Origin of the sequence: Weissella confusa (assembly GCA_041871065.1) — a bacterium.
GTDB lineage: Bacteria > Bacillota > Bacilli > Lactobacillales > Lactobacillaceae > Weissella > Weissella confusa_A.
The window spans coordinates 1069020-1093160 of sequence record CP168942.1; the positions used below are offsets into that span (position 1 = coordinate 1069020).

At 43.8% G+C, this 24141-nt stretch carries 30 protein-coding genes and 2 pseudogenes; 25 read left to right on the top strand and 7 right to left on the bottom strand.

Annotated elements, in window-relative coordinates; all coding sequences use genetic code 11:
* Nucleotides 1-38: 38 nt before the first annotated feature.
* The 15 genes from ACAW68_04895 (at nucleotide 39) to ACAW68_04965 (ending at nucleotide 11500) form a co-directional block, all read left to right on the top strand.
* Nucleotides 39-470 (top strand): acetyl-CoA carboxylase biotin carboxyl carrier protein subunit, encoded by a 432-nt coding sequence (locus tag ACAW68_04895; GenBank protein ID XGA16899.1) that lies wholly within the window; start codon nucleotides 39-41, stop codon nucleotides 468-470.
* Nucleotides 471-523: 53 nt separating this feature from the next.
* Nucleotides 524-1900: an acetyl-CoA carboxylase biotin carboxylase subunit gene (gene accC, locus ACAW68_04900; protein ID XGA16900.1), complete on the top strand. Its 1377-nt coding sequence runs from the start codon at nucleotides 524-526 to the stop codon at nucleotides 1898-1900.
* On the top strand, nucleotides 1897-2742 hold the full coding sequence (locus ACAW68_04905) for an acetyl-CoA carboxylase carboxyltransferase subunit beta (protein XGA16901.1): 846 nt from the start codon (nucleotides 1897-1899) through the stop codon (nucleotides 2740-2742). The genes accC and ACAW68_04905 overlap by 4 nt, the downstream gene beginning before the upstream one ends.
* A gap of 2 nt (nucleotides 2743-2744) precedes the next feature.
* The gene (gene accA, locus ACAW68_04910) at nucleotides 2745-3515 is read left to right on the top strand and encodes a carboxyltransferase subunit alpha (protein ID XGA16902.1); all 771 of its coding nucleotides are present in this window, start codon (nucleotides 2745-2747) and stop codon (nucleotides 3513-3515) included.
* 176 nt (nucleotides 3516-3691) lie between these two features.
* On the top strand, nucleotides 3692-4414 hold the full coding sequence (locus ACAW68_04915) for a glucosamine-6-phosphate deaminase (GenBank protein XGA16903.1): 723 nt from the start codon (nucleotides 3692-3694) through the stop codon (nucleotides 4412-4414).
* A gap of 170 nt (nucleotides 4415-4584) precedes the next feature.
* A complete protein-coding gene (gene folB, locus ACAW68_04920; protein XGA16904.1) occupies nucleotides 4585-4947 on the top strand; it encodes a dihydroneopterin aldolase in 363 nt (120 codons plus the stop codon).
* A gap of 3 nt (nucleotides 4948-4950) precedes the next feature.
* Complete coding sequence (gene folK / locus ACAW68_04925; protein XGA16905.1) at nucleotides 4951-5436, top strand: 2-amino-4-hydroxy-6-hydroxymethyldihydropteridine diphosphokinase; 486 nt, start codon at nucleotides 4951-4953, stop codon at nucleotides 5434-5436.
* Nucleotides 5433-5981: a GTP cyclohydrolase I gene (gene folE / locus ACAW68_04930; GenBank protein ID XGA16906.1), complete on the top strand. Its 549-nt coding sequence runs from the start codon at nucleotides 5433-5435 to the stop codon at nucleotides 5979-5981. The genes folK and folE overlap by 4 nt, the downstream gene beginning before the upstream one ends.
* Nucleotide 5982: 1 nt before the next feature.
* Entirely contained in the window at nucleotides 5983-7206 is a 1224-nt protein-coding gene (locus ACAW68_04935; GenBank protein ID XGA16907.1) for a folylpolyglutamate synthase/dihydrofolate synthase family protein, read from the top strand.
* On the top strand, nucleotides 7169-7999 hold the full coding sequence (folP, locus tag ACAW68_04940) for a dihydropteroate synthase (protein XGA16908.1): 831 nt from the start codon (nucleotides 7169-7171) through the stop codon (nucleotides 7997-7999). The genes ACAW68_04935 and folP overlap by 38 nt, the downstream gene beginning before the upstream one ends.
* Before the next feature lie 71 nt (nucleotides 8000-8070).
* On the top strand, nucleotides 8071-8628 hold the full coding sequence (locus ACAW68_04945; protein XGA16909.1) for a GNAT family N-acetyltransferase: 558 nt from the start codon (nucleotides 8071-8073) through the stop codon (nucleotides 8626-8628).
* Nucleotides 8629-8762: 134 nt separating this feature from the next.
* Entirely contained in the window at nucleotides 8763-9515 is a 753-nt protein-coding gene (locus ACAW68_04950) for a 1,4-beta-N-acetylmuramidase (protein ID XGA16910.1), read from the top strand.
* A 172-nt stretch (nucleotides 9516-9687) separates the two neighbouring features.
* A complete protein-coding gene (locus ACAW68_04955; protein XGA16911.1) occupies nucleotides 9688-9876 on the top strand; it encodes a hypothetical protein in 189 nt (62 codons plus the stop codon).
* Between the two features lie 48 nt (nucleotides 9877-9924).
* Entirely contained in the window at nucleotides 9925-10476 is a 552-nt protein-coding gene (locus ACAW68_04960) for a DUF1697 domain-containing protein (protein XGA16912.1), read from the top strand.
* A 61-nt stretch (nucleotides 10477-10537) separates the two neighbouring features.
* Nucleotides 10538-11500 (top strand): DHHA1 domain-containing protein, encoded by a 963-nt coding sequence (locus ACAW68_04965; GenBank protein ID XGA16913.1) that lies wholly within the window; start codon nucleotides 10538-10540, stop codon nucleotides 11498-11500.
* A 48-nt stretch (nucleotides 11501-11548) separates the two neighbouring features.
* On the opposite strand, the gene ACAW68_04970 is transcribed toward ACAW68_04965, so the two are convergent.
* From ACAW68_04970 to ACAW68_04990, 5 genes and pseudogenes are all read right to left on the bottom strand, one after another.
* On the bottom strand, nucleotides 11549-12145 hold the full coding sequence (locus ACAW68_04970) for a pentapeptide repeat-containing protein (GenBank protein XGA16914.1): 597 nt from the start codon (nucleotides 12143-12145) through the stop codon (nucleotides 11549-11551).
* An 86-nt stretch (nucleotides 12146-12231) separates the two neighbouring features.
* Nucleotides 12232-13701, bottom strand: a pseudogene (locus ACAW68_04975) (peptide MFS transporter).
* Nucleotides 13702-13893: 192 nt separating this feature from the next.
* Nucleotides 13894-14664 carry a 6-phosphogluconolactonase gene (locus tag ACAW68_04980; GenBank protein XGA16915.1) on the bottom strand — a complete coding sequence of 257 codons (771 nt, stop codon included), beginning with the start codon at nucleotides 14662-14664 and terminating at the stop codon, nucleotides 13894-13896.
* Nucleotides 14665-14837: 173 nt separating this feature from the next.
* Nucleotides 14838-15104, bottom strand: coding sequence for a hypothetical protein (locus ACAW68_04985; GenBank protein ID XGA16916.1), 267 nt, complete (start codon nucleotides 15102-15104; stop codon nucleotides 14838-14840).
* A 2-nt stretch (nucleotides 15105-15106) separates the two neighbouring features.
* A complete protein-coding gene (locus ACAW68_04990; GenBank protein ID XGA16917.1) occupies nucleotides 15107-15529 on the bottom strand; it encodes an HIT family protein in 423 nt (140 codons plus the stop codon).
* A 124-nt stretch (nucleotides 15530-15653) separates the two neighbouring features.
* On the opposite strand from ACAW68_04990, the gene ACAW68_04995 reads away from it, so the two are divergent.
* Genes ACAW68_04995 through trmB form a run of 3 tightly spaced genes read left to right on the top strand, consistent with a single transcriptional unit; the run spans nucleotide 15654 to nucleotide 18110 of the window.
* A complete protein-coding gene (locus ACAW68_04995; GenBank protein XGA16918.1) occupies nucleotides 15654-16352 on the top strand; it encodes an ABC transporter ATP-binding protein in 699 nt (232 codons plus the stop codon).
* 2 nt (nucleotides 16353-16354) lie between these two features.
* The gene (locus ACAW68_05000) at nucleotides 16355-17464 is read left to right on the top strand and encodes an ABC transporter permease (protein ID XGA16919.1); all 1110 of its coding nucleotides are present in this window, start codon (nucleotides 16355-16357) and stop codon (nucleotides 17462-17464) included.
* Nucleotides 17448-18110 (top strand): tRNA (guanosine(46)-N7)-methyltransferase TrmB, encoded by a 663-nt coding sequence (gene trmB / locus ACAW68_05005; GenBank protein XGA16920.1) that lies wholly within the window; start codon nucleotides 17448-17450, stop codon nucleotides 18108-18110. The genes ACAW68_05000 and trmB overlap by 17 nt, the downstream gene beginning before the upstream one ends.
* Before the next feature lie 54 nt (nucleotides 18111-18164).
* Here the strand turns inward: trmB and ACAW68_05010 are convergent, their stop codons facing one another.
* Nucleotides 18165-18590: a DUF2507 domain-containing protein gene (locus tag ACAW68_05010; protein XGA16921.1), complete on the bottom strand. Its 426-nt coding sequence runs from the start codon at nucleotides 18588-18590 to the stop codon at nucleotides 18165-18167.
* A gap of 112 nt (nucleotides 18591-18702) precedes the next feature.
* On the opposite strand from ACAW68_05010, the gene ACAW68_05015 reads away from it, so the two are divergent.
* The 7 genes and pseudogenes from ACAW68_05015 to ACAW68_05045 all read left to right on the top strand — a co-directional run bounded on the left by ACAW68_05015 (nucleotide 18703) and on the right by ACAW68_05045 (nucleotide 23791).
* The gene (locus ACAW68_05015; GenBank protein XGA16922.1) at nucleotides 18703-19623 is read left to right on the top strand and encodes an ADP-ribosylglycohydrolase family protein; all 921 of its coding nucleotides are present in this window, start codon (nucleotides 18703-18705) and stop codon (nucleotides 19621-19623) included.
* A gap of 66 nt (nucleotides 19624-19689) precedes the next feature.
* Nucleotides 19690-20637: an AEC family transporter gene (locus ACAW68_05020; protein ID XGA16923.1), complete on the top strand. Its 948-nt coding sequence runs from the start codon at nucleotides 19690-19692 to the stop codon at nucleotides 20635-20637.
* Nucleotides 20638-20851: 214 nt separating this feature from the next.
* The gene (locus ACAW68_05025; protein XGA16924.1) at nucleotides 20852-21454 is read left to right on the top strand and encodes a hypothetical protein; all 603 of its coding nucleotides are present in this window, start codon (nucleotides 20852-20854) and stop codon (nucleotides 21452-21454) included.
* Between the two features lie 101 nt (nucleotides 21455-21555).
* Nucleotides 21556-22504: pseudogene (locus tag ACAW68_05030) on the top strand (NADP-dependent oxidoreductase).
* 148 nt (nucleotides 22505-22652) lie between these two features.
* A complete protein-coding gene (locus ACAW68_05035) occupies nucleotides 22653-22862 on the top strand; it encodes a hypothetical protein (protein ID XGA16925.1) in 210 nt (69 codons plus the stop codon).
* A 29-nt stretch (nucleotides 22863-22891) separates the two neighbouring features.
* Nucleotides 22892-23167, top strand: a complete 276-nt coding sequence (locus tag ACAW68_05040; GenBank protein ID XGA16926.1) for a hypothetical protein — start codon at nucleotides 22892-22894, stop codon at nucleotides 23165-23167.
* A gap of 210 nt (nucleotides 23168-23377) precedes the next feature.
* Entirely contained in the window at nucleotides 23378-23791 is a 414-nt protein-coding gene (locus ACAW68_05045; protein XGA16927.1) for a GNAT family N-acetyltransferase, read from the top strand.
* Nucleotides 23792-23821: 30 nt separating this feature from the next.
* Here ACAW68_05045 and ACAW68_05050 read toward each other — a convergent pair whose 3' ends face one another.
* Nucleotides 23822-24067 (bottom strand): hypothetical protein, encoded by a 246-nt coding sequence (locus tag ACAW68_05050; protein XGA16928.1) that lies wholly within the window; start codon nucleotides 24065-24067, stop codon nucleotides 23822-23824.
* Between the last annotated feature and the right edge of the window lie 74 nt (nucleotides 24068-24141).

Genomic DNA, 24141 nt, shown 5'->3' on the forward strand with positions numbered 1-24141 from the left:
TAATAGATATATTAGTCTATGAAAATTAGGGGTATATCATGAGTTTGAATTTAAGTGATATTCAAGCATTGATGCATGATTTTGAGCAGAGCTCATTACGTGAATTCAAGCTAGATACTGACGAAACACATCTTTATCTTAGCAAGAATGATCAAGCACCAACTATGATGACACAACAACCAGCTGCTAACACGGCAACTGCACCTGAAGAATCAGTTGTTGTGGATACAACGGTGACCATTAAAGCACCACTTGTCGGTACCGTTTATTTGGCCCCAAAGCCAGAAGCTGCAAACTTTAAATCAGTCGGTGATACAGTAGCTGTCGGCGAGACAGTGGCAATTGTTGAAGCAATGAAGCTGATGACGGAAGTGAAAAGTGACGTTGCTGGTGTTATTACGGCTGTTAATGTCGATAATGAAGCGGTTGTTGGATACGACGATATCCTGTATACGGTTCAACCGGCATAGTTTGAAAGGGGTTGGGATTTTTTCCAGCCTCTTTTCATTTGATGGAGTTAATTATGTTTAAAAAAGTTTTGGTAGCAAACCGTGGCGAAATCGCCGTCCGTATTATTCGTGCACTGCATGAGATGGACATCAAGGCCGTTGCCATTTACAGTACGGTTGATAAAGAAGCCTTGCATGTGCAACTAGCTGATGAGGCGATTGCGGTTGGTGGACCACGACCTCAAGATTCATATCTAAATATGAAAAATATCGTGAGCGCAGCCCTACTAACAGGGGTTGATGCAGTTCACCCAGGTTACGGTTTTTTGTCTGAAAATGCGATGTTTGTAAATATGCTGACTGATGTTGGTATTACGTTTATTGGACCACATGCAGAAACAATTGCCTTGATGGGCGATAAGGCGCAAGCACGTGAAACGATGCGGGCAGCTGGTGTGCCAGTCATCCCCGGTAGTGTTGGTACATTGACTGATAGTGCCGAGGCAATCGCAGTGAGTGATCAAATTGGCTACCCAGTCATGTTGAAGGCTGCAGCCGGTGGCGGTGGCAAGGGCATGCGTTTGCTTAACAACCGCGAAGAGCTGGCGCAACAATTTGAGCGCGCACAGGCTGAAGCGAAATTGGCTTTCGGTTCAGCGGATATGTATATCGAAAAGGTGATGACAAACGTCCGTCACATCGAAGTGCAAATCATGCGTGATCAACAAGGTCAAACAGTCTTTTTCCCGGAACGTGATTGTTCAATTCAACGTCACCACCAAAAGATGATTGAAGTCTCACCCGCGGTTGGTGTGACGAGTGATATGCGTTCAGAACTTGGTGCGTTGGCAGTTAAGGCAGCAAATGCCTTGGCTTATGAGAATACTGGCACGTTTGAATTCTTGGCTGACCGTGACAATAATTTCTACTTCATGGAAATGAACACGCGTATTCAAGTGGAACACCCAGTTACGGAAGCGGTGACGGGCTTGGATTTGGTGAAGATGCAAATTGCGGTTGCGGCAGGTGAACCATTGCCAGTGCAACAACAAGATATTCAAATCAAGCAACACGCGATTGAAGTTCGTTTGAACGCTGAAGATCCCATGCATGATTTCCGGCCAAGCGCCGGTCAAGTGGACTTTACGTACTTGCCATTTGGTGGACCTGGCATCCGTTTTGATTCAGCGATGTACGCTGGTGATACGGTGCAACCTTACTACGACTCAATGCTGGGTAAGGTGATTGTCTCAGCTGACAACCGTGATGATGTCTTTAAGAAGCTGTCTCGCACGCTAGATGAAGTCGTTGTCCGTGGTGTTTCAACTAACCTTGCAGTGCAACAAGCCTTGGTGAAGGATGAACGTGTTCACCAAGGTCTAGTGCCAATTGATTTTGTGGAAACGGACTTTTTGCCAGCATGGGCAAAGGAAGAGGTGCAAGCACCATGACGCAATTATTTGATAATCAAGCTGATAAGTTTAAACATGCCTCAAATCCAGATGCATTTGATAAGGTACCTGCTGGTAGTTGGGTAACGTGTGCGTACTGTGGCGCCCAACAATACCAAGAAGAACTGGGTGAATACCTTGTTTGTGGTGTTTGTGGTTACGGATTCCGTTTGGGTGCCCAACAACGCGTTGATTTGATGACGGATAAGTTCGAGGAATGGTACGCGGACGTTGAAACGACGACACCGGACTTTCCTGGTTATCCCGAAAAGCTTGCTAAGGCGCAAGCAATGACGGATATGAAAGAAGCGGTTATGACTGGTGAAGCGGTCATTGATGGTCGTCGTACTGCGGTTGCGGTGATGGATTCACGCTTCATGATGGGGTCGTTGGGGGCGAAAACGGGCGAGAAGTTGGCTCGCTTATTTGACGATTCCACAGCTAAGCACCTGCCAGTTGTCCTATTTTCGGCTTCTGGAGGCGCTCGCATGCAAGAAGGTATTATGAGTCTCATGCAGCTCGCAAAGGTCTCAGGGGCCGTTGCACGCCATCGTGAAGCCGGTTTGCTGTATGTCGTCGTCTTAACTGATCCAACGATGGGTGGTGTCACAGCCTCATTTGCCATGGAAGGCGACATTATTTTGTCTGAGCCACACGCATTGGTTGGTTTTGCTGGACGTCGTGTCATTGAACAAACGATTCACGAGACGTTACCGAAGGACTTCCAACGTGCCGAGCATATGCAAGCAAGTGGGTTTATTGATGCCATTGTGCAACGACCTGAGTTGCAAACGTACATTGGTAAGTTGTTGCGTGTACACCAAGCACCATTGGAGGCCTAATCATGAGTGAATTAGCACCGATTGAAGTTGCACGGGCTGCCCGTGAAGACCGTTTCTTGGCGCGCGATTTGATTGCCAATATCGTGACTGATTTTCAAGAGTTTCATGGTGATCGTGCGCAAGGTGATGATCCGGCTGTGATTGGCGGTGTGGGGATGCTTGGCGAGCAACCCGTTACGATGATTGCAATTAATCGTGGTGATGAGATGGCCGAAAAGCTTCAGACCCGCAATGGTTCGCCGGAAGCGAGTGGCTACCGCAAAGCCGTGCGTCTGATGCAACAAGCTAATAAATTCAATCGACCAATTGTGACGTTGATTAATACACCGGGAGCCTTTCCTGGTAAAACAGCGGAAGAAGGTGGCGTTGGCCAAGCGATTGCGGAAAGTATTGTGCAAAGTATGTCATTCACGGTACCGATGATTGCCATTATCTATGGTGAAGGTGGCTCTGGCGGTGCTTTGGCGCTTGCGACTGCTAATCAGGTTTGGATGTTTGAGCATTCGATTTATGCGATGCTGTCACCTGAAGGTTTCGCCTCGATCATGTTTAAAGATGCCAAGCGTGCACCTGAAGCAGCTGAGTTACTAGGGTTGACGCCACAAGAACTTTTGGCGAAAAAGATTGTGGAACGCGTCATCCTTGAGGGTGATGATCGCGGCCTGTTTTATGAAAATCTGCGTCGTGATTTGTTGCGGACGATTGATGAACTGTTCCAATTGGGACCAGACGAAATTAAAACGCAACGACAAATGCGATTTGATAAGTTTTAATAAATGAGTGATTTGGGATAAGAACACACAATTGTTGTGTCCTTATCCTTTTTTTACTAAGTAACTATCACAAAGAATAGCGAAATCAAACAACAATTCAGCATAGTATTACCAACAGTTGTTTCTACAATGAACCTGTATAAGAAGTATGTTGTAGGAAATATGAGGATAGACAAATGAAAATTATTGTTGCTGATAACTACGCTGAAATGAGTCGTTTAGCAGCCCATAAGTTGCTTGCAACGATGCTTAAGCCGGGACGTGTAAACATGGCTATTACAGCGGGTAATACGCCTAAAGGTGTTTACGAATTGATGGTTGAAGAAGTTGCCGGGCGTGACTATTATGATAACGTCCATTTTTATAATTTCGATGAAGTGCCGGTTAATGGTGATCCTGAAGGCGTGACAATGACAAATTTGCGTCGCTTGTTCTTTACGCCAGCTAAGATTGTTGAATCGCAAATTGAGCGTCTAACACCTGATAATTATCAAACTTGGGATGAAAAGCTCACGGCAGATGGTGGCTTGGACTTGATGTTGATGGGCCTTGGTGCCGACGGACATTTCCTTGGAAATGTGCCCGGTGCCACGAAGTTTGGTAATCAAACGTATCGTGTTGAAGCTGATGCGACACCAACTGTGCGTGAGGTGCTAGTGGATGAAGTTGGTGGCGATGAGAGTAAAGCGCCTGACTTCTATGTCACGATGGGGCCACAGTCTGTTATGACGCAAGTACGTGATGCTGTCATGATTGTGAATGGTAAAGGTAAGGCGGCGATGGTTAAGCAAGCTTTCTTTGGGCCGGTCACAGAAGATGTGCCATCAAGTATTTTGCAGCTCCATCCTAACTTCACGTTGATCTTGGATGCTGATGCGGCGAGCGAATTGAATCTATAAACAAATGCACCCCCAATGGCTGGTTACACGGCGATTGGGGGTGCATTTCGTTAATTCAGATTATGAACTGTTATATTAGTCAAATATTTTCGCAACACTTACCACATATACTTACAAAATCTCATGTTTCGGACATGATTTGAATACAGATGACTTTTGGGGAGGTCGCTATGGGACAAATCGAGTTACCGAATATGCGGTTTTATACGTATAACGGTGTGCACGAGGAAGAAAAGAAATTAGGGCAGCAATTAAGTGTCGATGTCAGAGTATATTATCCGATTGAGAAGCTAGTCATGACTGACGATTTAACGACAACCATTTCGTATAGCGACATTTATCGAACGGTAGCTACGGTTGTGAATCAGAATCAATTTAATCTGATTGAGTCAGTTGCCTTGTTGGTGATGAAGACTTTAATGCGTGAATTTTCGCAGGCAACCCGAGTAGATGTCAGTGTGACGAAACATGCAATACCGATTCAGGGTGTTTATGATCCGTTTACGATTTCAGTTTCATCGGCAGAGGTATAGCATATGGCAACTGTCTACCTAAGTGCTGGTAGCAATATTGGTAATCGCAAAGCGCATTTGCAACAAGCAGTTGATTCATTAAAGGCGGAAAAGAAGATTAATCATGTGGTGGTATCCGGTCTATATCAAACGGAGCCGGTTGGACCGATTGCCCAAGATGATTTTTTAAACATTGCGGTGCGGCTGGAGACTGATTTAGCGCCTACTGCATTGTTAGCTATTCTGCATCAAATTGAGGTGGTAGGACAGCGTGAACGAATCATTCATTGGGGACCACGAACGATTGATTTAGACATCATTTGGTTTGGAACAGATGTAATAAAGACATCAGAACTACAGGTGCCACACGCTGAAATGGCCAATCGACTATTTGTGTTAGAACCACTGCTGGAGATTGTTGCTGAACCACGGCGTCAGGAGGTTCAAGGACTGATTCGAGCGACAACTGATATAAAACATGTAGAACGGATAGGGGATTTTTGGGGATGAATGAAACGAAAGAAGCGGCGATTCGACAATTTTTGTTGGATATTGGGGATGATCCACAACGTGCTGGTTTAATAGAAACGCCAGCACGCGTAGTCAAGGCTAACATTGAAATTTTCGCACACACAGAAGAAAAGCACTTTACTGATTACAAACTTTTTGATGTCGACACAGATGCAGAAATGGTGGTTCTAACGAATATTCCGTTCTACAGTATGTGTGAACATCACTTGTTACCATTTTTTGGTACAGCAACGATTGCCTATCAGCCCAAGCAAGACGTAATGGGGTTGAGTAAATTGCCACGATTGGTTGATTGGGCGGCTCGACGCCCAAGTATGCAAGAAGGCCTAACAACTTTGATTGCTGATGAACTCGAACGCATTTTGGATGCCGAGGGGATTGGCGTTCATCTTTCAGCACGGCACATGTGCATGGAAATGCGGGGCATTAATCGACCTGGCACAACGACAACTGGTTATGTAATACGTGGTTCGTTAAAGACCGACCATGGTTTGCGTCGTGAATTTATGGATCAGGTGAATTGATATGATGACATATGAAGAAGTTCTAGCTGAGATGGACCATACTTGGCGGGTCAACGATGACAATCGCATCGCGTTTTTGCGTCAGGTGAATGACTGGCTTGGGAATCCAGATTGTGACCTACGTATCGTACATGTGACCGGGACAAATGGTAAAGGCACGGTTATCGAGATGACGTCATCAGTTTTGGCAGAAGCAGGATATGCGGTTGGGACATTTACAACACCCGCTATTTTTGATGATTGTGAACAAATACAACTTAATCATAAGCAAATACCAAAGCCGAACTTTGTTGCCTTGTATCAAATAATACGGGATGTTTTGCTCACACATGGCTATTCAGCACAAAGTCTGTCTGCGTTTGAGTATTGGACATTAATCGCGTTACTTGCTTTCAAACTGAATAACGTTGATGTCGCTATTATTGAAGCTGGCATGGGTGGAAAAAATGATGCCACTCATCTGAATAAACAACCAGGGGTCGTGGTATTTACCGAAATTAGTTTGGACCATATGCAATGGTTGGGGGATACGATTACTGAAATCGCAAGAAATAAAGCAGCCCTTATTATGCCGGGGAGTTATGTCGTTAGCGCGACACAAGACCCAGCTGTTAGTCGTATCTTGAAAGGACGACCGGCATTGATGAAGGCCAATTGGTACACTGGCCTTTGCCAACTGCAACCGGATGACGATAGAGCAAATATAAGCGATGGGGGAAAGCTTGTTCATGACGAAAATATTTGTCTTATGTTTCAAATTTTGAACATATTAACAGGCGACAAAATTTCGACAAAGACCAAAAGTTTAGGATTAACTAAAGCAAAGCTATTCGGACGCCAGAATGTTTTTAAGAATGAGCGCCTGCTTGTTGACGGCGCACATAATCGGGGAAGTGCGCAAAAATTGGCCGATAACATTGCTAAATGGCAACTATCTGGGAAGGTTATACTAATTTTGGGGATGCTCGAAGATAAAGAAACAGACGTTATTCAAGAAACGTTAGCACCGCATGCACGTCATATTATCGGGGTTACACCTGATAACCCGCGTGCGTTACCAGCTGACCAGATTTCATCACATACAGAACCGTTAGATAAGGCGTTAGAAGTTGCTGAAGGCATGCGAAAGCCAGGTGAATGGATTGTTGTTGCGGGATCGTTCTATACGATTAAGGGGGTTATCGGGAATGAGTATATGGCACGTGAATGGGACACCGCTTGGTGATCGACAAGGTTTGATTATCGGCATTTTAAATACTGGTCCTGAATCGTTTTTTGATGGTGACACAATTGAAAACGAAACTAATCTCGTTCGACGAGCATTGACGCTTTACGACGACGGGGCCGATATTGTCGAAGTTGGCGGTCAAACCACGCGACCAGGCTACAAGGAAAATGGGTTGGAACTAACGGTTGAATCGGAGGTTGAACGAACGATTCCAATCATCGAAGCAATTAAATTAGCGCGTCCCGATGCACTGGTGGCAATTGATACCTACAAATATGAGGTCATGGTAGCGGCAATTAAAGCCGGCGTAGATATTATTAACGACGTGAATGGTTTTGCAGATGACCCACGTAAGTTACCGTTAATTGCCACCAGTGAGGTTGGCATACTTACTATGTGGAATCCGCGGGGAAAAGAGATAAACGACGTAAAAAATAGTCTTTTTGACTGGGCTGTTGAGAATCTGTCTGTGTTGGAAGTGGCAGGTGTAAATAGAAATCGGATTTTGATTGACCCGGGTATTGGTTATGCCAAGGACAGTCGCGTACAACATGATTTGGCGATTATGCGACACGTCGACGTGCTACAAGAGCTAAATCGGCCAGTACTGGTCGCAGTGTCCAACAAAGGCTGGGCAGGTCAGTTGCTAGGATTGGCAAAGCGTGAGCGAACAGCCATTTCGTTGGTGGCTGCCCAATCAATGATGCAAAGTGGCGCGCGGGTTCTTCGAGTTCATGACGTGAAAGAAACGCGGAATATGTTGCGTTTGTTAGCAGAAATCGAAAGTTAAGTGATAGTCATTGTGTTTACCAATTGAAGCTCGTATACTGACGGAAACTTGGTTTTATGGGGGTATTCGGGATGACTTTAATTGAACGACTAACTAACTTGGATAACTTTGAGAGCGAACGTTTATTGTATCGGCATGCAACAGAAGCTGATGCGGCGGACATGTTTGAAATGTTCCACAATCCAGAAGTGCTAAAGTGGATTCACGTACCAATGCCGGAATCGATTGAACACACTTTAGAAATTAGCATCAAGAAGTTTCACTTGGCAGATCCGCTGGGAAAGTATGTCATTGTTGAAAAAGCAACTAATAAAATGATTGGTAGCATTGATATCCGACCAACTGAGAAAAATAACTCGGCTGAAATCGGGTATGCCCTCAACCATGCTTATTGGGGCCAAGGGGTGATGACTGAGGCGCTACGGACAGTGATTACAGTGGGATTCGAACAACTAGAATTGCACCGCATTGAATCATTCCACGCACCAGAAAACATCGGTTCAGGTCGTGTGATGGAAAAGGCCGGCATGCAGTACGAAGGCACACTGCGTGATTATGAGTTGCTACCAACTGGCAAATACGTTGATAGCAAGGTATACAGCATCTTAGCAACTGATTATTTTAAATAGCGATTAAGCGACCAATCGTTGGATGGTCGCTTTTTTAACGTGATATGAAATTTCGTGCATTGTAACAAATGAAACCTGGACGTAACATTAAGTCATCGAGTTGACACGGAGCAACCGAAAGAAGGGGATTATTTATGAGTATTGTTAATGTTGGGAAGCGTTTGGTTGTCGGTGCGTTGGTTACAGTATCAGTTTTGTCATCGATGGGAACAGCAACACAAGTGGTTTCGGCTGATGGCCGCACGGGTTACGTTTACTCGCCTGAGGTTTCAAAAGCCAACGGTGGCTATAATTGGTTGGAAAATGGTCAGCCTTTTACAGGATTCCGCTATTATATGGGGACGTATTACTGGTTTGTAAATGGGATTCGTCAAAATGAAGGTTGGCGCGAAGCTTGGGGATATAAGTATTGGACTGATGCAACCGGACGTGCTGTGCAAGGCAACGTTGTGATTGATGGTACGGCCTATAATTTTGGCGATAATGGCACATACTACCTACGTGGCAAAGGATCAGGTTACTTATATGATGGGTCCGCTGCCAACGGTGGTTACCGCTGGTATGAAAACGGCACGGTATATACTGGGTTCCGCTACTATATGGGCACATATTATTGGTTTGTAGACGGGGTTCGTCAGAATGCTGGGTGGCGTAATGCATGGGGCTACACCTATTTCACGGATAACAACGGACGCGCAGTCCAGTACATTCAAAACATCGATGGTAAGAACTACTACTTCGGAAATAATGGTACTTACTATCTCCGAGATTACTTTACGGATAAAGCTTTGACTAAACAGGAAGCCGAACAACCAGAAATTAGTCAGGGAGCCGATGCCATCGCAAGTTTGGCGAAGTTGGTCCGAATAAACTCTGCAGAGCAATAAATATAAAAAACAAAATGATGGGCATCATGATAAATCCCAGCACGATTGTGTGCTGGGATTTTTGTCTGTAAAACGCTACGTTAGAAAAGAGTGCTTGAAGTCTGGTGAGAAGATAATACTTGGTATAATGGCAGGTAAGTGGTAACAAATACATGTGATAGGGAGTAATAACATGGAAAATTGGAAAACAAGTCCTGATTTTGGTATGCAATTGAAGACACGATATTTTGATGCTTATACTGATCGAGATTTGATTGGTGTCTTCTTAACGACGTTGACTAAGGACCGCTATGTGGATAGTATGGTCATCCCCGGTAATGAGACCCGTAATCCGCAAATCGGTATTGTATACCTGGGCTAAAGGTTAGAGAGCATATGATAACTGACGATGCCAGTACTGGAGGCATAAATGAAAACAGTTTTAATTTTGCTCCGTGGCATAAACGTCGGTGGCAAACGTAAAGTTACAATGGCTGAATTACGTGATTGGTTTGAACAACAAGGGTTTCAAAACGTTGTTACGTTCGGGAATACTGGTAATGTTATTGCTGATGTCGAATCTAGCATGGCTGATTTTTCTGGCCTTAGTGTCGCTTTATCGGCATACAAAGGCTTTGAAATACAACTGTATTGGTTGTCACTAGACGATATTAACGACATGACAAATCATTCACCAGAATGGTGGGGCATTAAAGATGGTGGTCGACATGATTTGATAATTGCCAATTCGGAAGCAGGGGCTAAACAAGCTTTGGCCGAGTTCTCACCATACATTGGACCTGAGAATCACGTGGTACTGTACAAACGTTTGATATTCATGAGTACAGGTCCAGAGTTACGTAACAAGACTAAGTTGTTAAGGATTAGTACAACAGCTGCGTTCTCTAGGATAACGGTTCGCAATGCCAATACAATGCATAAATTGACGGCACTAATGAACGACCGCCATCATGACTTGTGATTAGCCACAACAAACCGTAAGATGGATGTAGATATTATTCAGTTTAAAGGAAGTAATAATCATGTCGAAAACGTTAATTGTGACGCACACTGACTTGGATGGTGTTATGTCAGGCTTAGTTGCTAAGTATGCGACGTCAAATGAGTCGGATATTCGTTATGCGGATGCTGGTGCTGCTGGTATTGATGCTGTGTTGGAAGATATTTTGGCCGGGGATGCGCAATATACCCAAGCAATCTTCTTGGACAATACGCCATCAGCTGAAATGTTGGCGAAGTTTCACAACCAAACAAACTTAACGCCAACGGTTTATGATCACCACGTTTCTAATCAAGCCGTCTGGGAATCAGCAACTGAGGATGGCACATTTGTTACGGATCAAACGGGGACATCTTCAGCGACTGAGTTGGCGTTTAATGACAATCAAGCGGCACTTGCAACGTTGCCATTCTTACCTGTACTGGTTAAGCTAACTAACTTGTATGATACATGGACTTGGCAAGATGAACGTTATGCTGACGCCCAACAAACGGGTCAACATGCACAAGTATTCAACGAAGTGCTTAACTTCATTGGTCGTGACCGTTTCAGTGCTTTTATGGACGAGGCTACGACTAAGGCATTTGCCGAAGTTGACGTACCGAGCGCTGTGCTAGAAACAATCTTCTCAGATTTGATTATGGCGCTTGTATACGAACGCATTAAGTCTAACCAAGACTATGTTGCTAAGAAGGCAGAAAAGGCTGAATTTGCTGATTTGGTTTTGCCTGACAAGACTTATCACTATGCGTATACAAGGGCATCTAGCCAAATGTCAGAAATCGGTAATGCGTTGAGTAACTTACCAGACGTTGATTTCGGCTTGGTCATTAATAACGGCAAGTTGTCATTCCGCGTTGCGAAGGATAAGGATGTCGATGTCTCAGCTATTGCGGGTCACTTTAACGGTGGCGGTCACGCAAAGGCAGCCGGTGCCAAGTTAACGATGGATTGGCCAACGATTATTCAAAACAGTTTGCAGTAAAACAAAACGCGAAGTACGACCGTAATTGACTTTACTTCGCGTTTCTGCTTATTTGATGTTGATGCCTAAACTTTGAATAAGCAAGGCTGATTGATACGTATTAATTGTCATGCCAGCAGCCAGCGCTGGATCAAACAATAAGGTTTCAAAGTTGGCATTAGCTACATCGAGATTAGCCAGCTTACTACCAGCAAAATCACTGTTATCAAGGTCGCTTTCAATAAAACGGAGTGACTTTTTAATGCGGATGCCGTGGAAGAAACTGTCACGGACACGCGTGTTGTTGAAGGTGACACTTTGAAAGGTCGTACCGCTAACATTGATGAAATCAGCTAATGAGTTATTAACCTGCGTATCACGCCATTCGCTTTGCAGACCAGAGAAATTTACCCCAGTCAGTTGTGTGTTATTAAAGTTAGTGCGATAGAAAATTGCGTTGGCGAAATCAGTATTTGATAAATCGATGTGATCAAATACGACATCTGACCAAGTGCTATCTGAGAAATCGTCTTGGTCGAAAGTCACACGCTCAAACGTGACATCTTGGATATTAATGGCACGACTAGAGTAGGTGAAGTGAACGTTGCGGTACGTGTTGTTTGGTGCGACATCATCCAAACTTAACGTGGTATCAGAAATTAACATGAAAAAGCTCCTTAAGACTTAAAATTTTAAACCATCCCCAGCTAAAGTAAAAGCCTCACATCAACTAAAGGTGTGAGGCTTCGTTATTATTCAGCTGTTTCTGACAAGCCTTCGCTCAAGGCTTTAATCTTCTTAGTTGCGAACCACAATAGCAAGCCAGCAACGATAGTAATAATACCGATAATCAAGAAGTAGTTGATTTCAGTAGACTTTGAATAAAGTTGAACCAATTGTGCATTGGCCGCTTACGCCGTGGCGTCAGACAGATTCCAGACCGTCAACATTTGGGCTTGGAAGGCAACGGGGGCCATCTTAGCAGATGCTGACAGACCAACTGGTGAAATCAACATTTCACCGACTTCAACCAACGCCCATGAGGCAACTAGCCACAATGGGTTGAATTGGTGGTTAACGCCAAACATCATGCCCGGAACAGCCATCCAAACGAATGACAATCCGGCAAACGCCAAACCAAGTGAGAACTTAACACCAGTTGAAGGTTGCTTATCACGCAACTTCTTTGACCAAAGCCAAACGAAGAATGGTGTGAACAACATGATGAACAATGGATTCAATGATTGGAACCATGAAGCAGGCATACCATGCAAGGCGGTTTGATTTGAAGCGAACAAGGCTAAGACAACAGATCCTTGCTCTTCAATTGACCAGAATAGCATGGCTGCAATGAACAAAGGAATGTAGGCCCAAACACGCTTACGCTCAGCTTTCGTTGTCTTCTTTGATGTCAGCATCACAACAAAGTGAATCACCGGTACTAGAATAGCGACAAACGTCAACAAGTTAATGACACTGTTAATCGTCAAACTGTGAGTACCGGCCATAATACCAATAATGGCGATGAATGCGATAACGATTCCGGCTAATTTCCACATCAATGGGGTGATTTCTTCGGGTTGCAATGGGGATGGGGCTTGGTGTGAGACATCCTTAAGGTGCTTACGACCATCCAATGAATACTGCACCAAACCAAAGAACATACCGATAGCGGCTAACGAGAAGGCCACGTGGAAGTTGACGTGTACTTGGAACCAACCAACTAGCAACGGTGCGATAAAGGCACCAAGGTTGATACCGAAGACGTAGATTGAGAACCCGGCATCACGACGTTCATCGTTAGCGTCATACAAATTTCCAACCATCGTTGCAACGTTGGGCTTCAACAATCCAGTACCAAGTGTGATTAGGGCAATTGAACCAAACAAACCAACTTCATGGAATGGCATCGCCAAAGCAATGTGACCGAACATGATCAGGACACCACCATAGAACACAGTGCGCCATGGACCAAGGACACGGTCAGATAGATAACCACCAACAATTCCCGATAGGTAAACCATTGACCCGTAAATCGACATGATTGCGGCACCGGTGGCTTCGTTAAATCCCAAACCGCCTTTGTCGGCTGCATAAATCATGTAGAAAAGTAGAATGGCACGCATGCCGTAGTATGAAAATCGCTCCCACATTTCGGTGAAGAACAAGGTCATGAGGCCTCGAGGTTGGCCGAAGAAGGAGGTGTCGCGTTTCTGTTCCATCAGAAAAAAACCTCACTCTTACTGGTTATGTTTTTGTATAGTGGAAAAAATGTTCCCACAATTCGTCATAACGATAGAAACTAGTCCACGCCGATTATGAGCTGAAATCAAATAATAAATAAGTATTTTCTCATAGTGCAATAAAAAATAGCGGTTGTCGCCTGACAAACCGCTATTTTTGTTCTCATTAAACTATTGAAGTGTGATAGTTTCAGCTTCTGCAGGTGCAACAGCTGGTTGTGGCAAGATTTCTGCCGCAGCTTCACGATCCAACAACAATGTGAAGTTAGGGTGGGCTTGCAAGATAGAAGCAGGTACCTCTTCACTGATTGGGCCAAAGAAAGCTTCCTTAACGATTTGTGCCTTCTTCTTACCGAAAGCAATCATCAAGATTTCCTTAGCACTCATGATTGTCTTAGGACCCATGGCAACGTATCCTTCAGGAACCTTGTCTTCTGAACCAACTGTGTGAACCAAAGCAGCATAGACTTGGTCGTTAGCTTCAGAAGGAATGTAACGCGTACCATCTTCAAACTTCGTCACACCTGGCAAGTTACCAGCGTAGCGACCATCTGAACCAATTCCAAGCAACATAAAGTCCAAACCGTTTGCTTCAGCCAAACCCTCATCCAATGTGTCCCAGTTTGACAAGTCCAAACGGTGGTAAAGGTAAGCAGGCATTTCAGCAGGGTTCAAGAAGTACTTACGCAACGTTGACGTCGTTGTACCTTCTTCTGAACCAGCTTGTGGGACTTCGTCAAAGTTCCACATGTGCAACTTTGGCATGTTAGGGTCGTGGATACGCTCCGTGAACTTCTCCAAGCATTGCTCATATGAAGCAACCGGGCTAGTTCCAGCCGTCAAGGCAATGTTTTGTACCTTACGATCATAAATCTTGTTCAAAAGAATCTTTGATGTCTCGTTTGTGACATCTTGCTTTGTGTTTACAATTTCAATTCGCATATTTTTTAATTTCCTTCTCTTATTAACTGTCAGTTCGACTTAACACTAACTAGTCTATAGGGGAATTTTGAACAATGTTTGAATTAACCACCGGAAATTATGTGAATTGGTATACATTGGTATATGACGAAAGCGCAAACATTGCCGGAACAACGTTTGCGCTTTCGAGTGTCTTAATGCTTTTTTAATGAACTGAGTGCATCTTGGATGCGAGTTTGTGCTTCCGTGATACGTTCCAAGCGGGGCTTGTTCTTGAAATTCATCTTCTCAACTTGAATTTGAACATCTTTCACAAAGTCTTGTACGGCTGGCAATTCGGTTTGAACATTGGCAAGGGATGCCTTCACATCCTTAGTCGCTGAAACCGCGCGCTTGCTGTCAGTCGTGAAGTTTGTGACCTGTTGCTTCAAGTTGGTGAACCAATCCTTGAGTGCGTCCATACTTAGTCCTCCATGTGACTGGCAATGTTGGCAGCCAATGTCTTGTACGTGTCTTCGGCTGTTTGCTCACTGTGATCTGGCATTGGAATATCAAAGCCGTCATTTGCATAACGTGGAATCAAGTGGAAGTGAGAGTGGAAGACAGATTGTCCGGCAGCTTCACCGTTGTTTGACAAAATGTTCAAGCCAATAATGTTTTCGTCACTTGCCTTAATGGCACGGGCAATCTTTGGTAGCTTTGACAAAACACGTGCCGCCAATTCTTCGTCGTATTCAAAGATATCCGCGACGTGCGTCTTTGGCACAACCAATGTGTGGCCAGGCGTTACTTGGCTAAGGTCTAGAAAAGCCAACACGTCATCATCTTCATAAACCTTATAAGCAGGAATATCACCTGCAACAATCATATCAAATACATCTGCCATGGAAATGCCTCCTAAAAATCATCTGTTGTCTTTATTATACCCTGACTGGTGTAAACTGTCCGTGGTTAAATTTGGACAGAAATTTGCTATTATATAAGTACATTAAAAAATCGAGAGTGACATTATGACATTAGAAATCAAACACTTATCAGGTGGCTACGGCCAACTAACTGTTTTAAATGATGTCTCATTCACTGTACCAGAGGGTCATCTCACCGCCTTAGTGGGGTTGAACGGATCTGGTAAGTCAACGACAATCAACCATATCATTGGTTTGCTTGCACCAAAGCAAGGGTCAATTGTCTTGAATGGGGTAACACTACAAACGCAGCCAGAAGCATTTAAGCGTCAAATCGCCTATATTCCAGAACAACCGGTTCTATATGATGAATTGACGTTGCGTGAACACCTAGCTCTCACCATTTCAGTTTACCAACTGGATGAAAAGACGGCTTGGCAACGCGCTGAAGAATTGCTCACAACTTTCCGTTTGGATAATAAATTGGATTGGTTCCCAACGCATTTCTCAAAGGGAATGCGTCAAAAGGTGATGATTGTGATGGCATTCATTACAGATGCCCCATTCTTTATCATCGATGAGCCGTTCCTTGGGTTGGACGTGATTGCGGTTAATGACTTGTTGGCGTTGATTGACCAACGTAAGCATGCTGGCACAAGCTTCTTGCTAACCACCCACGTTTTGACGACACTGGCTGACCACGCAGATGAATTCGTTTATTTGCGTGATGGTGAAGTGGCAGCAACGGGGTTGGCAAGCGAGTTTGCTGAAAAGGTACCTGAATTACAACAAAAAGAGGTGTAAGGATGGTTATCGATCATTTATTTAAAGAACGCTGGCAGCAAGAGTGGCGTCAGTATAGTAAGTATTTACGTTACGTCTTTAATGACCATGCCATGTTAGCCTTATTGTTCTTACTAGGTGCTGCCGGATTGGCGTATCGACAATTATGGGAAAGCGCCCCAGTAACTTTTTGGACACGAAGCCTGTTACTGCTGGTGTTATTACTAACGCTTGCGATATTTAAGACGCCGGCAAGTTTTGTTAAAGGCGCCGATCCAGTATTCTTTATGGGAAATGAAGGCGCGTTACGCCGTTTGTTTCACCAAGCAACCCTGTATAGTGTCATCGTTAACGGTGTCGTGCAACTAGTGCTAACGGTTATCTTGTGGCCGATGATGTTTCGCTTGTTAACACCGAGCTTCATTACGACGCTATTGGTCACAGTAGCGTTGATGGCCGTAAAAATGTTGTTTACCTTCATGAAGGCACGACGTACGACGCTCTTCGATACGTCAGTAGGAAACAACTTAATTGACTGGTGTGCAGTCGTCGCTGCTGAAGATAAGCGACAAGCAACCATTTTGGGATTCTTTAATCTATTTATTGATGTGCCGGGCATGAAACCAGCCGTGCGTCGTCAACGTTGGGCTAACGGCTTGCTTAAACACTGGCCAAACCAGCAACGTAATCCGTTAGTGCGCCTATTAGTCACGACGTTTGTTCGTCAGGGACAATACTGGGATGTTTGGGGACGGCTAAGCTTGATTGGCCTGTTAGTGGCTTTTGTCACGACGGGCTGGTTACAGACAATCTTGTTTGTCATTTTGTTCTATTTATTGGTGTTGCAGTTACTGCCATTGGCTAGTTCACACCGGTCACTAGTTTTTGACCACTTGTATCCAGTGACCGTTAAACAACGGCAACAAGCATTTCGTTATGCTATGATGCCTTGGTTTATGGTTACGATGTTGATTTGGTCAATTGTTGGTGGCGCATTAGCTGGTTCTATCACACTCTTATTACAAAATGTCATAGGACTTGTCGTAGTAGGTGGTATTTTGTTATTCTGGTATACGAACCGCATTATTGCAAACACGTTTAGAAGGAGAAATTCACGTGCGTTTACGAAATAAAAAGTGGACTAGCCCATGGTTGGCAGATCACACGGACTTGGTAATTACACAAGACCGCGCGACAGGTCTACAAGGAAATTGGCAAAGCATCTTTGAAAAGGTGCAACCATTGTACGTAGAAATCGGTACAGGTAAGGGTCAATTTATCATTGGTATGGCAAAGAAGTACCCTGAAATTAACTTTATCGGTATGGAAATTCAAGAAGGGGCAGTTGCTGTTGCAGCGCGTAAGGCGGATGAAGATCCTGCTGATTTGCCTAACTTGAAGTTCATCTATGGTGATGGTGCTGGAGTTGAGACGTACTTTACAAAGGGTGAGGTATCAAAGTTGTTCTTGAACTTCTCAGATCCTTGGCCAAAGTCACGTCACGAAACGCGTCGTTTGACGTACAAGTCATTCTTGGAAGGTTACCAAGCTGTTTTGCCAGCTGGTGGTGAGCTAGAATTTAAGACTGATAACCGTGGCTTGTTTGAGTACTCTCTATACTCATTTGCTAACTTCGGCATTGAGTTCTACAAGGATGGTATCTCACTAAACTTGCACGAAGACGAAGAAAAGATGAAGGACAACGTTGAGACGGAATACGAGCAAAAGTTCGCGTCACAAGGTTTCCCAATTTACAAGTTTACGGGTGCTTTTAAGTAACCAACAAAAAACGCATGCTGACTAACCAAGTCAACATGCGTTTTTAATTATCTTTTATTCAGCTAGGGTTGCGGGTGCTTCTGTCATTACAGTCAAGGTAACGGCTTGCTTAGATGCTTCCCATTGTGCCTCTGCACCGAATCCAATTTGTTGTTGGGTTTGTTGGGCGATAAAGCCAGCTTCCAATGCAAAGCTAGCCGCTGCGTTCTCGCGCAAACGAGCTTCGACGATTGCCCCGTCTAGACGCCACTTTTGCATCGTTGGCTTTTGCGTCGTAAGTGTTAACGTTCCAAAACCAGCTTCTTGGAAAAAGGCTTCGATAGCTGAGATGCCGTGTAGTTCAACGTCTCGTGCTAACGTCTTGCCTGCCCAGTAGATAATTTCTGATTGATCATCTTGTAGTAATTCAGGTAACAAACGATCACGTAGCAAGGTTAACGCGAACACGTCAAGACCTGGCGTTTGTGCTGATTCCGTCATGATGAACTCCTTTTATTACAGTTTCATATTTTAATTATAGTGTATTTGGGGTTGGTTTGCCAATAATTTACGTTAGTGTTACAATTAAAATCTTGAAAGGATGGATTTTGGCATGACTTTACCTGATAATCCGTTAATAAATAGCACGCTAGGATTAATCAATGGTGACCTTTTTGCACAAAAAATCATCATGGGTGACGGTTCGCAGTGGGGCAGTGATTCATCGCTAACCCTTGCGACCATTGCAAGTCTTTCTAACGGCTATATATTAACCGACATCATGACTCAGTTCTCTTACTGGTACACGACCGGCGCTTATACCGCTGATGGCGCACCACAACCGGCTGGGGATGTAACAAGACTCGCAATCGAAAACTTCCGACAGACGCAAGATCCATTCACTTCTGGTGGCCGCGATGTGCAAGACAATGCCAATGGTTCATTGTTGCGCATCACACCGGTTGTATTGTTCTTGTATGCTAAGTATGGCTCAGACTTCATTCACGATGATCCAGCCATGTTAACGTTGCACCAAATTGGTGGTTTGACACACAACCACCCACGTTCGTTGATTGCATTGGGGATGTACGCCATGCTAATCAATGGTTTGTTGACTGGGATGAAGCTACCCGAAGCATTCGATTTTGCGATTAGCAATGCATACGAATACTACGCAAAGCACGCTGTGTTTGCTGATGAGCTTGAAGCGTTTGAATCATTGAATACGCCTGATTTTGAAAATATGCCAATCAGTGAGATTCATGCTTCTGGTTATGTCGTTGATACGTTTGCGGCAACCGTTTGGGTCTTGCTGAATAGCGATAACTTTGAGGATGCATTGACTTTGGCGTCGGGGATGCCAGGTGAACCAATGCGAATCATGCCATTAGTTGGGGCGGTTGCTGGACTTATGTACGGCAAGGACGCACTACCAACGGCCTGGTTGAATAACCACGAGAAGGATATCGTGACGCGTATTTTGGAAACGGCTGACCAAAGTGGTGAGTTCGTTTGCCCAACACCTGAAAATTAAATAGTATAGAGGGGTTCTATCTTTTGGTAGGGCCTCTTCTTTTTAACCGCAGAAAGGAGTTTAACAATGGCGACGATTATACACAGTATCTCAGGAGTTTTAATGATTCTGGGCTTGGTAGCGGTCGGGTACGCATTACTCAAGCTACATATCTTTAATGATGACGATGGCCGATTGAGTAAATTTCTATCTGGCTTTGTCACAAAAATCGCTATTCCGGCGTACTTGATTGTTAGTATTCCGCAGGATTTCACACCAGCTAGTTTGGTAGCTTTGGGACCTAAGCTGATTTTGCCAGTTGGTAGTATGCTGGTGCTGTTCATCTTTTCGTTTGTTGTTGTGCGCTTAATCCACGTGCAACCAGCCCACAAAGGTTTGTTCCAGTCACTGCTGTTTAATTCAAATACTGTGACAGTCGGATTACCAGTTAATATGGCGCTATTCGGTAAAGAAAGTCTGCCATACGTCCTGGTCTATTACATGGCTAATACCATCGTGTTCTGGACGCTGGGTGTTTATATGATTGAAAGTGATACGCAAACTGGCAAACACTTTGACTTGAAGAAAACGTTGAAGGGGGTGTTCACACCACCAATGATCGCGTTGCTGGTTGCTGTCGTTTTGGTCATCTTCCGCATCCAATTGCCTGAGTTCCTGACGACAGATTTAACGGATTTGGGGAATACAAACGTACCGCTATCACTTATTTTTATTGGTTTTTCAATCGCTAAGACGCAACGTGCTGATTTGATTCCTGATAAGGAAAATATCACGTTGGCCATCGGTCGATTTGTGATGGCACCTACGATCATGGCATTGATGATGATGCCGTTTGACTTACCTAAGTTGCTAAAGGCGGTGTTTGTCATTCAATCTGCTATGCCTACGATGACGAACGCTGCAGTGATGGCGCGCGAACTTAATGGCGATTACAAATTCGCATCAGTATCGATTACACAAACTACGTTAATGATGTTGATTGTTATTCCAGTACTGATGGTAATTGTTAGCTAACTGAATACAAAATATGGACGTCACAGGTGTTGCCTGTGGCGTTTTTTACTGACCGAGAGTAAAGTTGAGATAAAGTAGACTGAGAATGTCGGAGATTTTTAATCTCCGACGTGACCAAGTCGCCCTTATCAGGTGCGTCTTTGGTTTTACGCCTGACTGAAGTCAAGCGTTTTAGACCAACAGCTGCTGTGATAAAAAGCAGGGGGAGAATATCATGGGATCACGATTAATGCACGCTGCGATTGCGACGTTGTTGATGGCAAAGTATGAACAGTTAGATACGGCATTCTTAATTGGCAACGAAGCACCGGATGTTGATAAGCTCAATCAAATGACGAAGGATGAAACACACTATTTAGTGCCTAGCGACCGTGGTACTAGACGTGTCGATTTACAGGCGTTTCTGCAGGCACATCCGGAAACTTTAACAGATACATTCACCTTAGGTTATTACACGCATTTATTAGCTGATGAAGTTTGGCTAACCGATGTCTTTATGAAAGTTGTGCCACCAAAAGATGATCCAGGACGTCCGGTGGTGTTAGAGCGTTACTATGAGGATTTTAAAAAGCTTAATCCATATCTCGTTCATAAATATGGTCTGCAACCATTGCCGGTGTCAGCAACTGACGCTGTACCGGCGGGTTTTGCAGATAAGTCGTGTGTTGAAAAGCTAATTCAAGACTATAATGCTGATTTTACGGGAGAAACAATTGGTGATTTGGCCGTGCTTAGCATTACTCAAATAGATGTCTACATTGCAAATGTGGTCAACTTAATGGCTAAGGTCATCGACACTGGCGTATTTGTTGAATAATCAACTTTTTGACGCATCGTTAAAAAACCAATCTAAAATTAATCGTAAGACTGATTTTTCATACGCGTTACTATGTAATAATAAGTAAATGGAGGTGGCGTATGAAATCAGCAATAATTAACCAATTTGGATCTAGTAATGAACTAACGGTCGTTGATAACTATGATGAACCAGACATTGCAGACAACGAAGTGCTGATTGAAACATTTGCGACAAGTGTTAATCCAATAGACTATAAGGCCCGTCAAGGTGCTTTGCGAGGCATGTTTCATTGGACTTTCCCGGTTGTGTTAGGCTGGGATATCGCAGGAGTGATTACCAAAGCTGGCGCAAATGTTACAGAATTTTCGGTTGGTGATCGTGTTTTTGCGCGTCCAGACATGGATGCTACTGGTAAATTCGGCTCATATGCAACGCTTATGGCAGTAAATGTCGACAAAGTAGCGTTGATGCCAGACAAAATGACATTTGCTGAGGCTGCAGCGTTACCATTAGCTGGCGGGGCAGCGCATGTTGCAAGCTCTACAAGTGACGGCTGGTTCGAAAGTACTAATTCAAGCTGGCGCTGGCGGTGTCGGCATCGTTGCGATTCAGTTAGCTAAATTGATGGGGTCAACTGTTGCAACGACTGCAGGACATGCAAACGCTGAATTTGTCCGTCAACTTGGGGCTGACATTGTCATTGACTATCACGAACGAGCAATTGCCGATGTGATCAGCGAGTATGATGCTGTACTAGACAGTGTTGGTGATATTGATGCAGGACTTGATGTGTTAGCGCCAGGCGGTCGATTAGTGACAATTTCTGCTAATCCAACTGAGGAACAATTAGCAACCGCTGAAAAGATGCACAAAACGTTAACGGCTGGTTGGCTACACCCAAGTGGCCAGGATTTAGCCGAATTAGCATCGTATTATCAAAACGACCAATTGCGAGTCGTGATTGATTCAAAGTTCCCGTTTACGACGGATGGTGTTCGATCAGCGCATGAACGAGTTGAATCACACCATGCGCGTGGTAAAGTCGTGATTGAAATGAAACCTGAATAGATATGCTGAACACAATGATAGTCCACCGGATGTTGTTGTGTTTTTTTGTGTCTGAAGACATTTGTTAGCCGATTAAAAAGAATAAAATTGGTGGTTGAATTAAAGTGATATACTTACCATTGATAAATGGTCAAGAGGGGGATTAAACATGGTCAGGATTATTTTTAGACCACATGATTTAGTAGCACTACCGTACGTGGTCTTTATGGCCACAATTATTTTGTTGATGTTCATTGATAGTGCTGCAGGACGTATTCTTTGGGGTGGTATCGGCTTGTTTGTTGGTCTGATTAGTTTAATTGGTGTTAACGCGATGGTACGTAATCATCCAACCAACGAGTTTGATGAGCATATCTAGATTACCGGCAACCGTTATGAGGTATCAAAATGTTTGGCAAAAAAACAGATGTGAACCGGCTTGAGACGTTAATTGCTGATGCTTTGGCAGTTGAAAAAAATTCAGCAGTTTCCATGGAGTTGCACAAGTTAGCAAACAATTTGCAAAACACGACCAAAATTCGAGAAACTGAGAAAACTGGCTATTTAGCAATCACAAAACTTACGAATACGTCGGGATTCAGAATCAGCACGGCGTTGTTTACGTTAGTTGAACAGTTAAGCTTAGACGTATATGGATCGGTTCATCAATTCAATGTGTTTTAAAGATAATAATTAACGCTGCAAAGACTAGTTCGGTTTTTGCAGCGTTTTTAATTAGTAGGTGTGTGATTAGTTTTAAGGACTCAGGTATACATTTATTCTAGTTTACATAATATATATTATCGTGAGTTGTTATTTTTAAAGCGAAGTACGACGATTAAATCATGTTATCTATGGTACACTGTCCGATAATACATTTTTGGAGGTCTTACAATGGCTATTCAACAAATTGACACACAACTTGCAACTGATTTCGTCATCAATCAATTAAATGCGCAGCAACAAACACTTTTTGAACTTGATCAGCTCCTTGAATCAACAATTTCTTTTGCGGATATGACTGATGGCACCGTTTCTGGTGCGTTGGTACTTAAAATTTTCGGTAATACCGCGCATATTTCATTGCTAGCTGTATCAGCTGATCATCGTAATCACGGCATCGGCCATGATCTTGTGGATGCTGCTATTAATGCATCTAAATCACTGAATTTGCTGCATATTACGGTTAATACACAGGATTATCAAGCACCCGAATTTTATCAAAGTTTTGGCTTTATCATCTTTGGACAGCTCACGGACACACCGTTTGTTGGCACTACCAAATACTATCTACAAATGACGTTGTAGTTGCTGACAGCTCACAAACTTAAACGCTCATTATAGCGCCATGAAATTTGTGAATAATGACATCAAAAATGCTATCGCAAACAAGCCAAAAAACGCTAATTGCCATTTCTTTTTAGAATCAATGTACATCATGATATATGACAAACTCAAAGAGCCCCAAATAACAAGGTTATTAATGCGAGCTGGCCAATCCATGAAGATGCCACCTAATAATACAATCAGTGCTAATGCCGCGAAGATTCCGGCGATGATTTTAAATGCTTTTGAGTTTGCCATGTTGTTTAGCCACCTTTTATTAGTTATCGTTTTGTGATAATTGTAACGTACTTCGTTGCTGTTAAAGTCCATTC

Coding starts and splice junctions, on each gene's coding strand:
- ACAW68_04895 (XGA16899.1), top strand. CDS start 39: ATGAGTTTGAATTTAAGTGATATTCAAGCATTGATGCATGATTTTGAG.
- accC (XGA16900.1), top strand. CDS start 524: ATGTTTAAAAAAGTTTTGGTAGCAAACCGTGGCGAAATCGCCGTCCGT.
- ACAW68_04905 (XGA16901.1), top strand. CDS start 1,897: ATGACGCAATTATTTGATAATCAAGCTGATAAGTTTAAACATGCCTCA.
- accA (XGA16902.1), top strand. CDS start 2,745: ATGAGTGAATTAGCACCGATTGAAGTTGCACGGGCTGCCCGTGAAGAC.
- ACAW68_04915 (XGA16903.1), top strand. CDS start 3,692: ATGAAAATTATTGTTGCTGATAACTACGCTGAAATGAGTCGTTTAGCA.
- folB (XGA16904.1), top strand. CDS start 4,585: ATGGGACAAATCGAGTTACCGAATATGCGGTTTTATACGTATAACGGT.
- folK (XGA16905.1), top strand. CDS start 4,951: ATGGCAACTGTCTACCTAAGTGCTGGTAGCAATATTGGTAATCGCAAA.
- folE (XGA16906.1), top strand. CDS start 5,433: ATGAATGAAACGAAAGAAGCGGCGATTCGACAATTTTTGTTGGATATT.
- ACAW68_04935 (XGA16907.1), top strand. CDS start 5,983: ATGATGACATATGAAGAAGTTCTAGCTGAGATGGACCATACTTGGCGG.
- folP (XGA16908.1), top strand. CDS start 7,169: ATGAGTATATGGCACGTGAATGGGACACCGCTTGGTGATCGACAAGGT.
- ACAW68_04945 (XGA16909.1), top strand. CDS start 8,071: ATGACTTTAATTGAACGACTAACTAACTTGGATAACTTTGAGAGCGAA.
- ACAW68_04950 (XGA16910.1), top strand. CDS start 8,763: ATGAGTATTGTTAATGTTGGGAAGCGTTTGGTTGTCGGTGCGTTGGTT.
- ACAW68_04955 (XGA16911.1), top strand. CDS start 9,688: ATGGAAAATTGGAAAACAAGTCCTGATTTTGGTATGCAATTGAAGACA.
- ACAW68_04960 (XGA16912.1), top strand. CDS start 9,925: ATGAAAACAGTTTTAATTTTGCTCCGTGGCATAAACGTCGGTGGCAAA.
- ACAW68_04965 (XGA16913.1), top strand. CDS start 10,538: ATGTCGAAAACGTTAATTGTGACGCACACTGACTTGGATGGTGTTATG.
- ACAW68_04970 (XGA16914.1), bottom strand. CDS start 12,145: ATGTTAATTTCTGATACCACGTTAAGTTTGGATGATGTCGCACCAAAC.
- ACAW68_04980 (XGA16915.1), bottom strand. CDS start 14,664: ATGCGAATTGAAATTGTAAACACAAAGCAAGATGTCACAAACGAGACA.
- ACAW68_04985 (XGA16916.1), bottom strand. CDS start 15,104: ATGGACGCACTCAAGGATTGGTTCACCAACTTGAAGCAACAGGTCACA.
- ACAW68_04990 (XGA16917.1), bottom strand. CDS start 15,529: ATGGCAGATGTATTTGATATGATTGTTGCAGGTGATATTCCTGCTTAT.
- ACAW68_04995 (XGA16918.1), top strand. CDS start 15,654: ATGACATTAGAAATCAAACACTTATCAGGTGGCTACGGCCAACTAACT.
- ACAW68_05000 (XGA16919.1), top strand. CDS start 16,355: ATGGTTATCGATCATTTATTTAAAGAACGCTGGCAGCAAGAGTGGCGT.
- ACAW68_05010 (XGA16921.1), bottom strand. CDS start 18,590: ATGACGGAATCAGCACAAACGCCAGGTCTTGACGTGTTCGCGTTAACC.
- ACAW68_05015 (XGA16922.1), top strand. CDS start 18,703: ATGACTTTACCTGATAATCCGTTAATAAATAGCACGCTAGGATTAATC.
- ACAW68_05020 (XGA16923.1), top strand. CDS start 19,690: ATGGCGACGATTATACACAGTATCTCAGGAGTTTTAATGATTCTGGGC.
- ACAW68_05025 (XGA16924.1), top strand. CDS start 20,852: ATGGGATCACGATTAATGCACGCTGCGATTGCGACGTTGTTGATGGCA.
- ACAW68_05035 (XGA16925.1), top strand. CDS start 22,653: ATGGTCAGGATTATTTTTAGACCACATGATTTAGTAGCACTACCGTAC.
- ACAW68_05040 (XGA16926.1), top strand. CDS start 22,892: ATGTTTGGCAAAAAAACAGATGTGAACCGGCTTGAGACGTTAATTGCT.
- ACAW68_05045 (XGA16927.1), top strand. CDS start 23,378: ATGGCTATTCAACAAATTGACACACAACTTGCAACTGATTTCGTCATC.
- ACAW68_05050 (XGA16928.1), bottom strand. CDS start 24,067: ATGGCAAACTCAAAAGCATTTAAAATCATCGCCGGAATCTTCGCGGCA.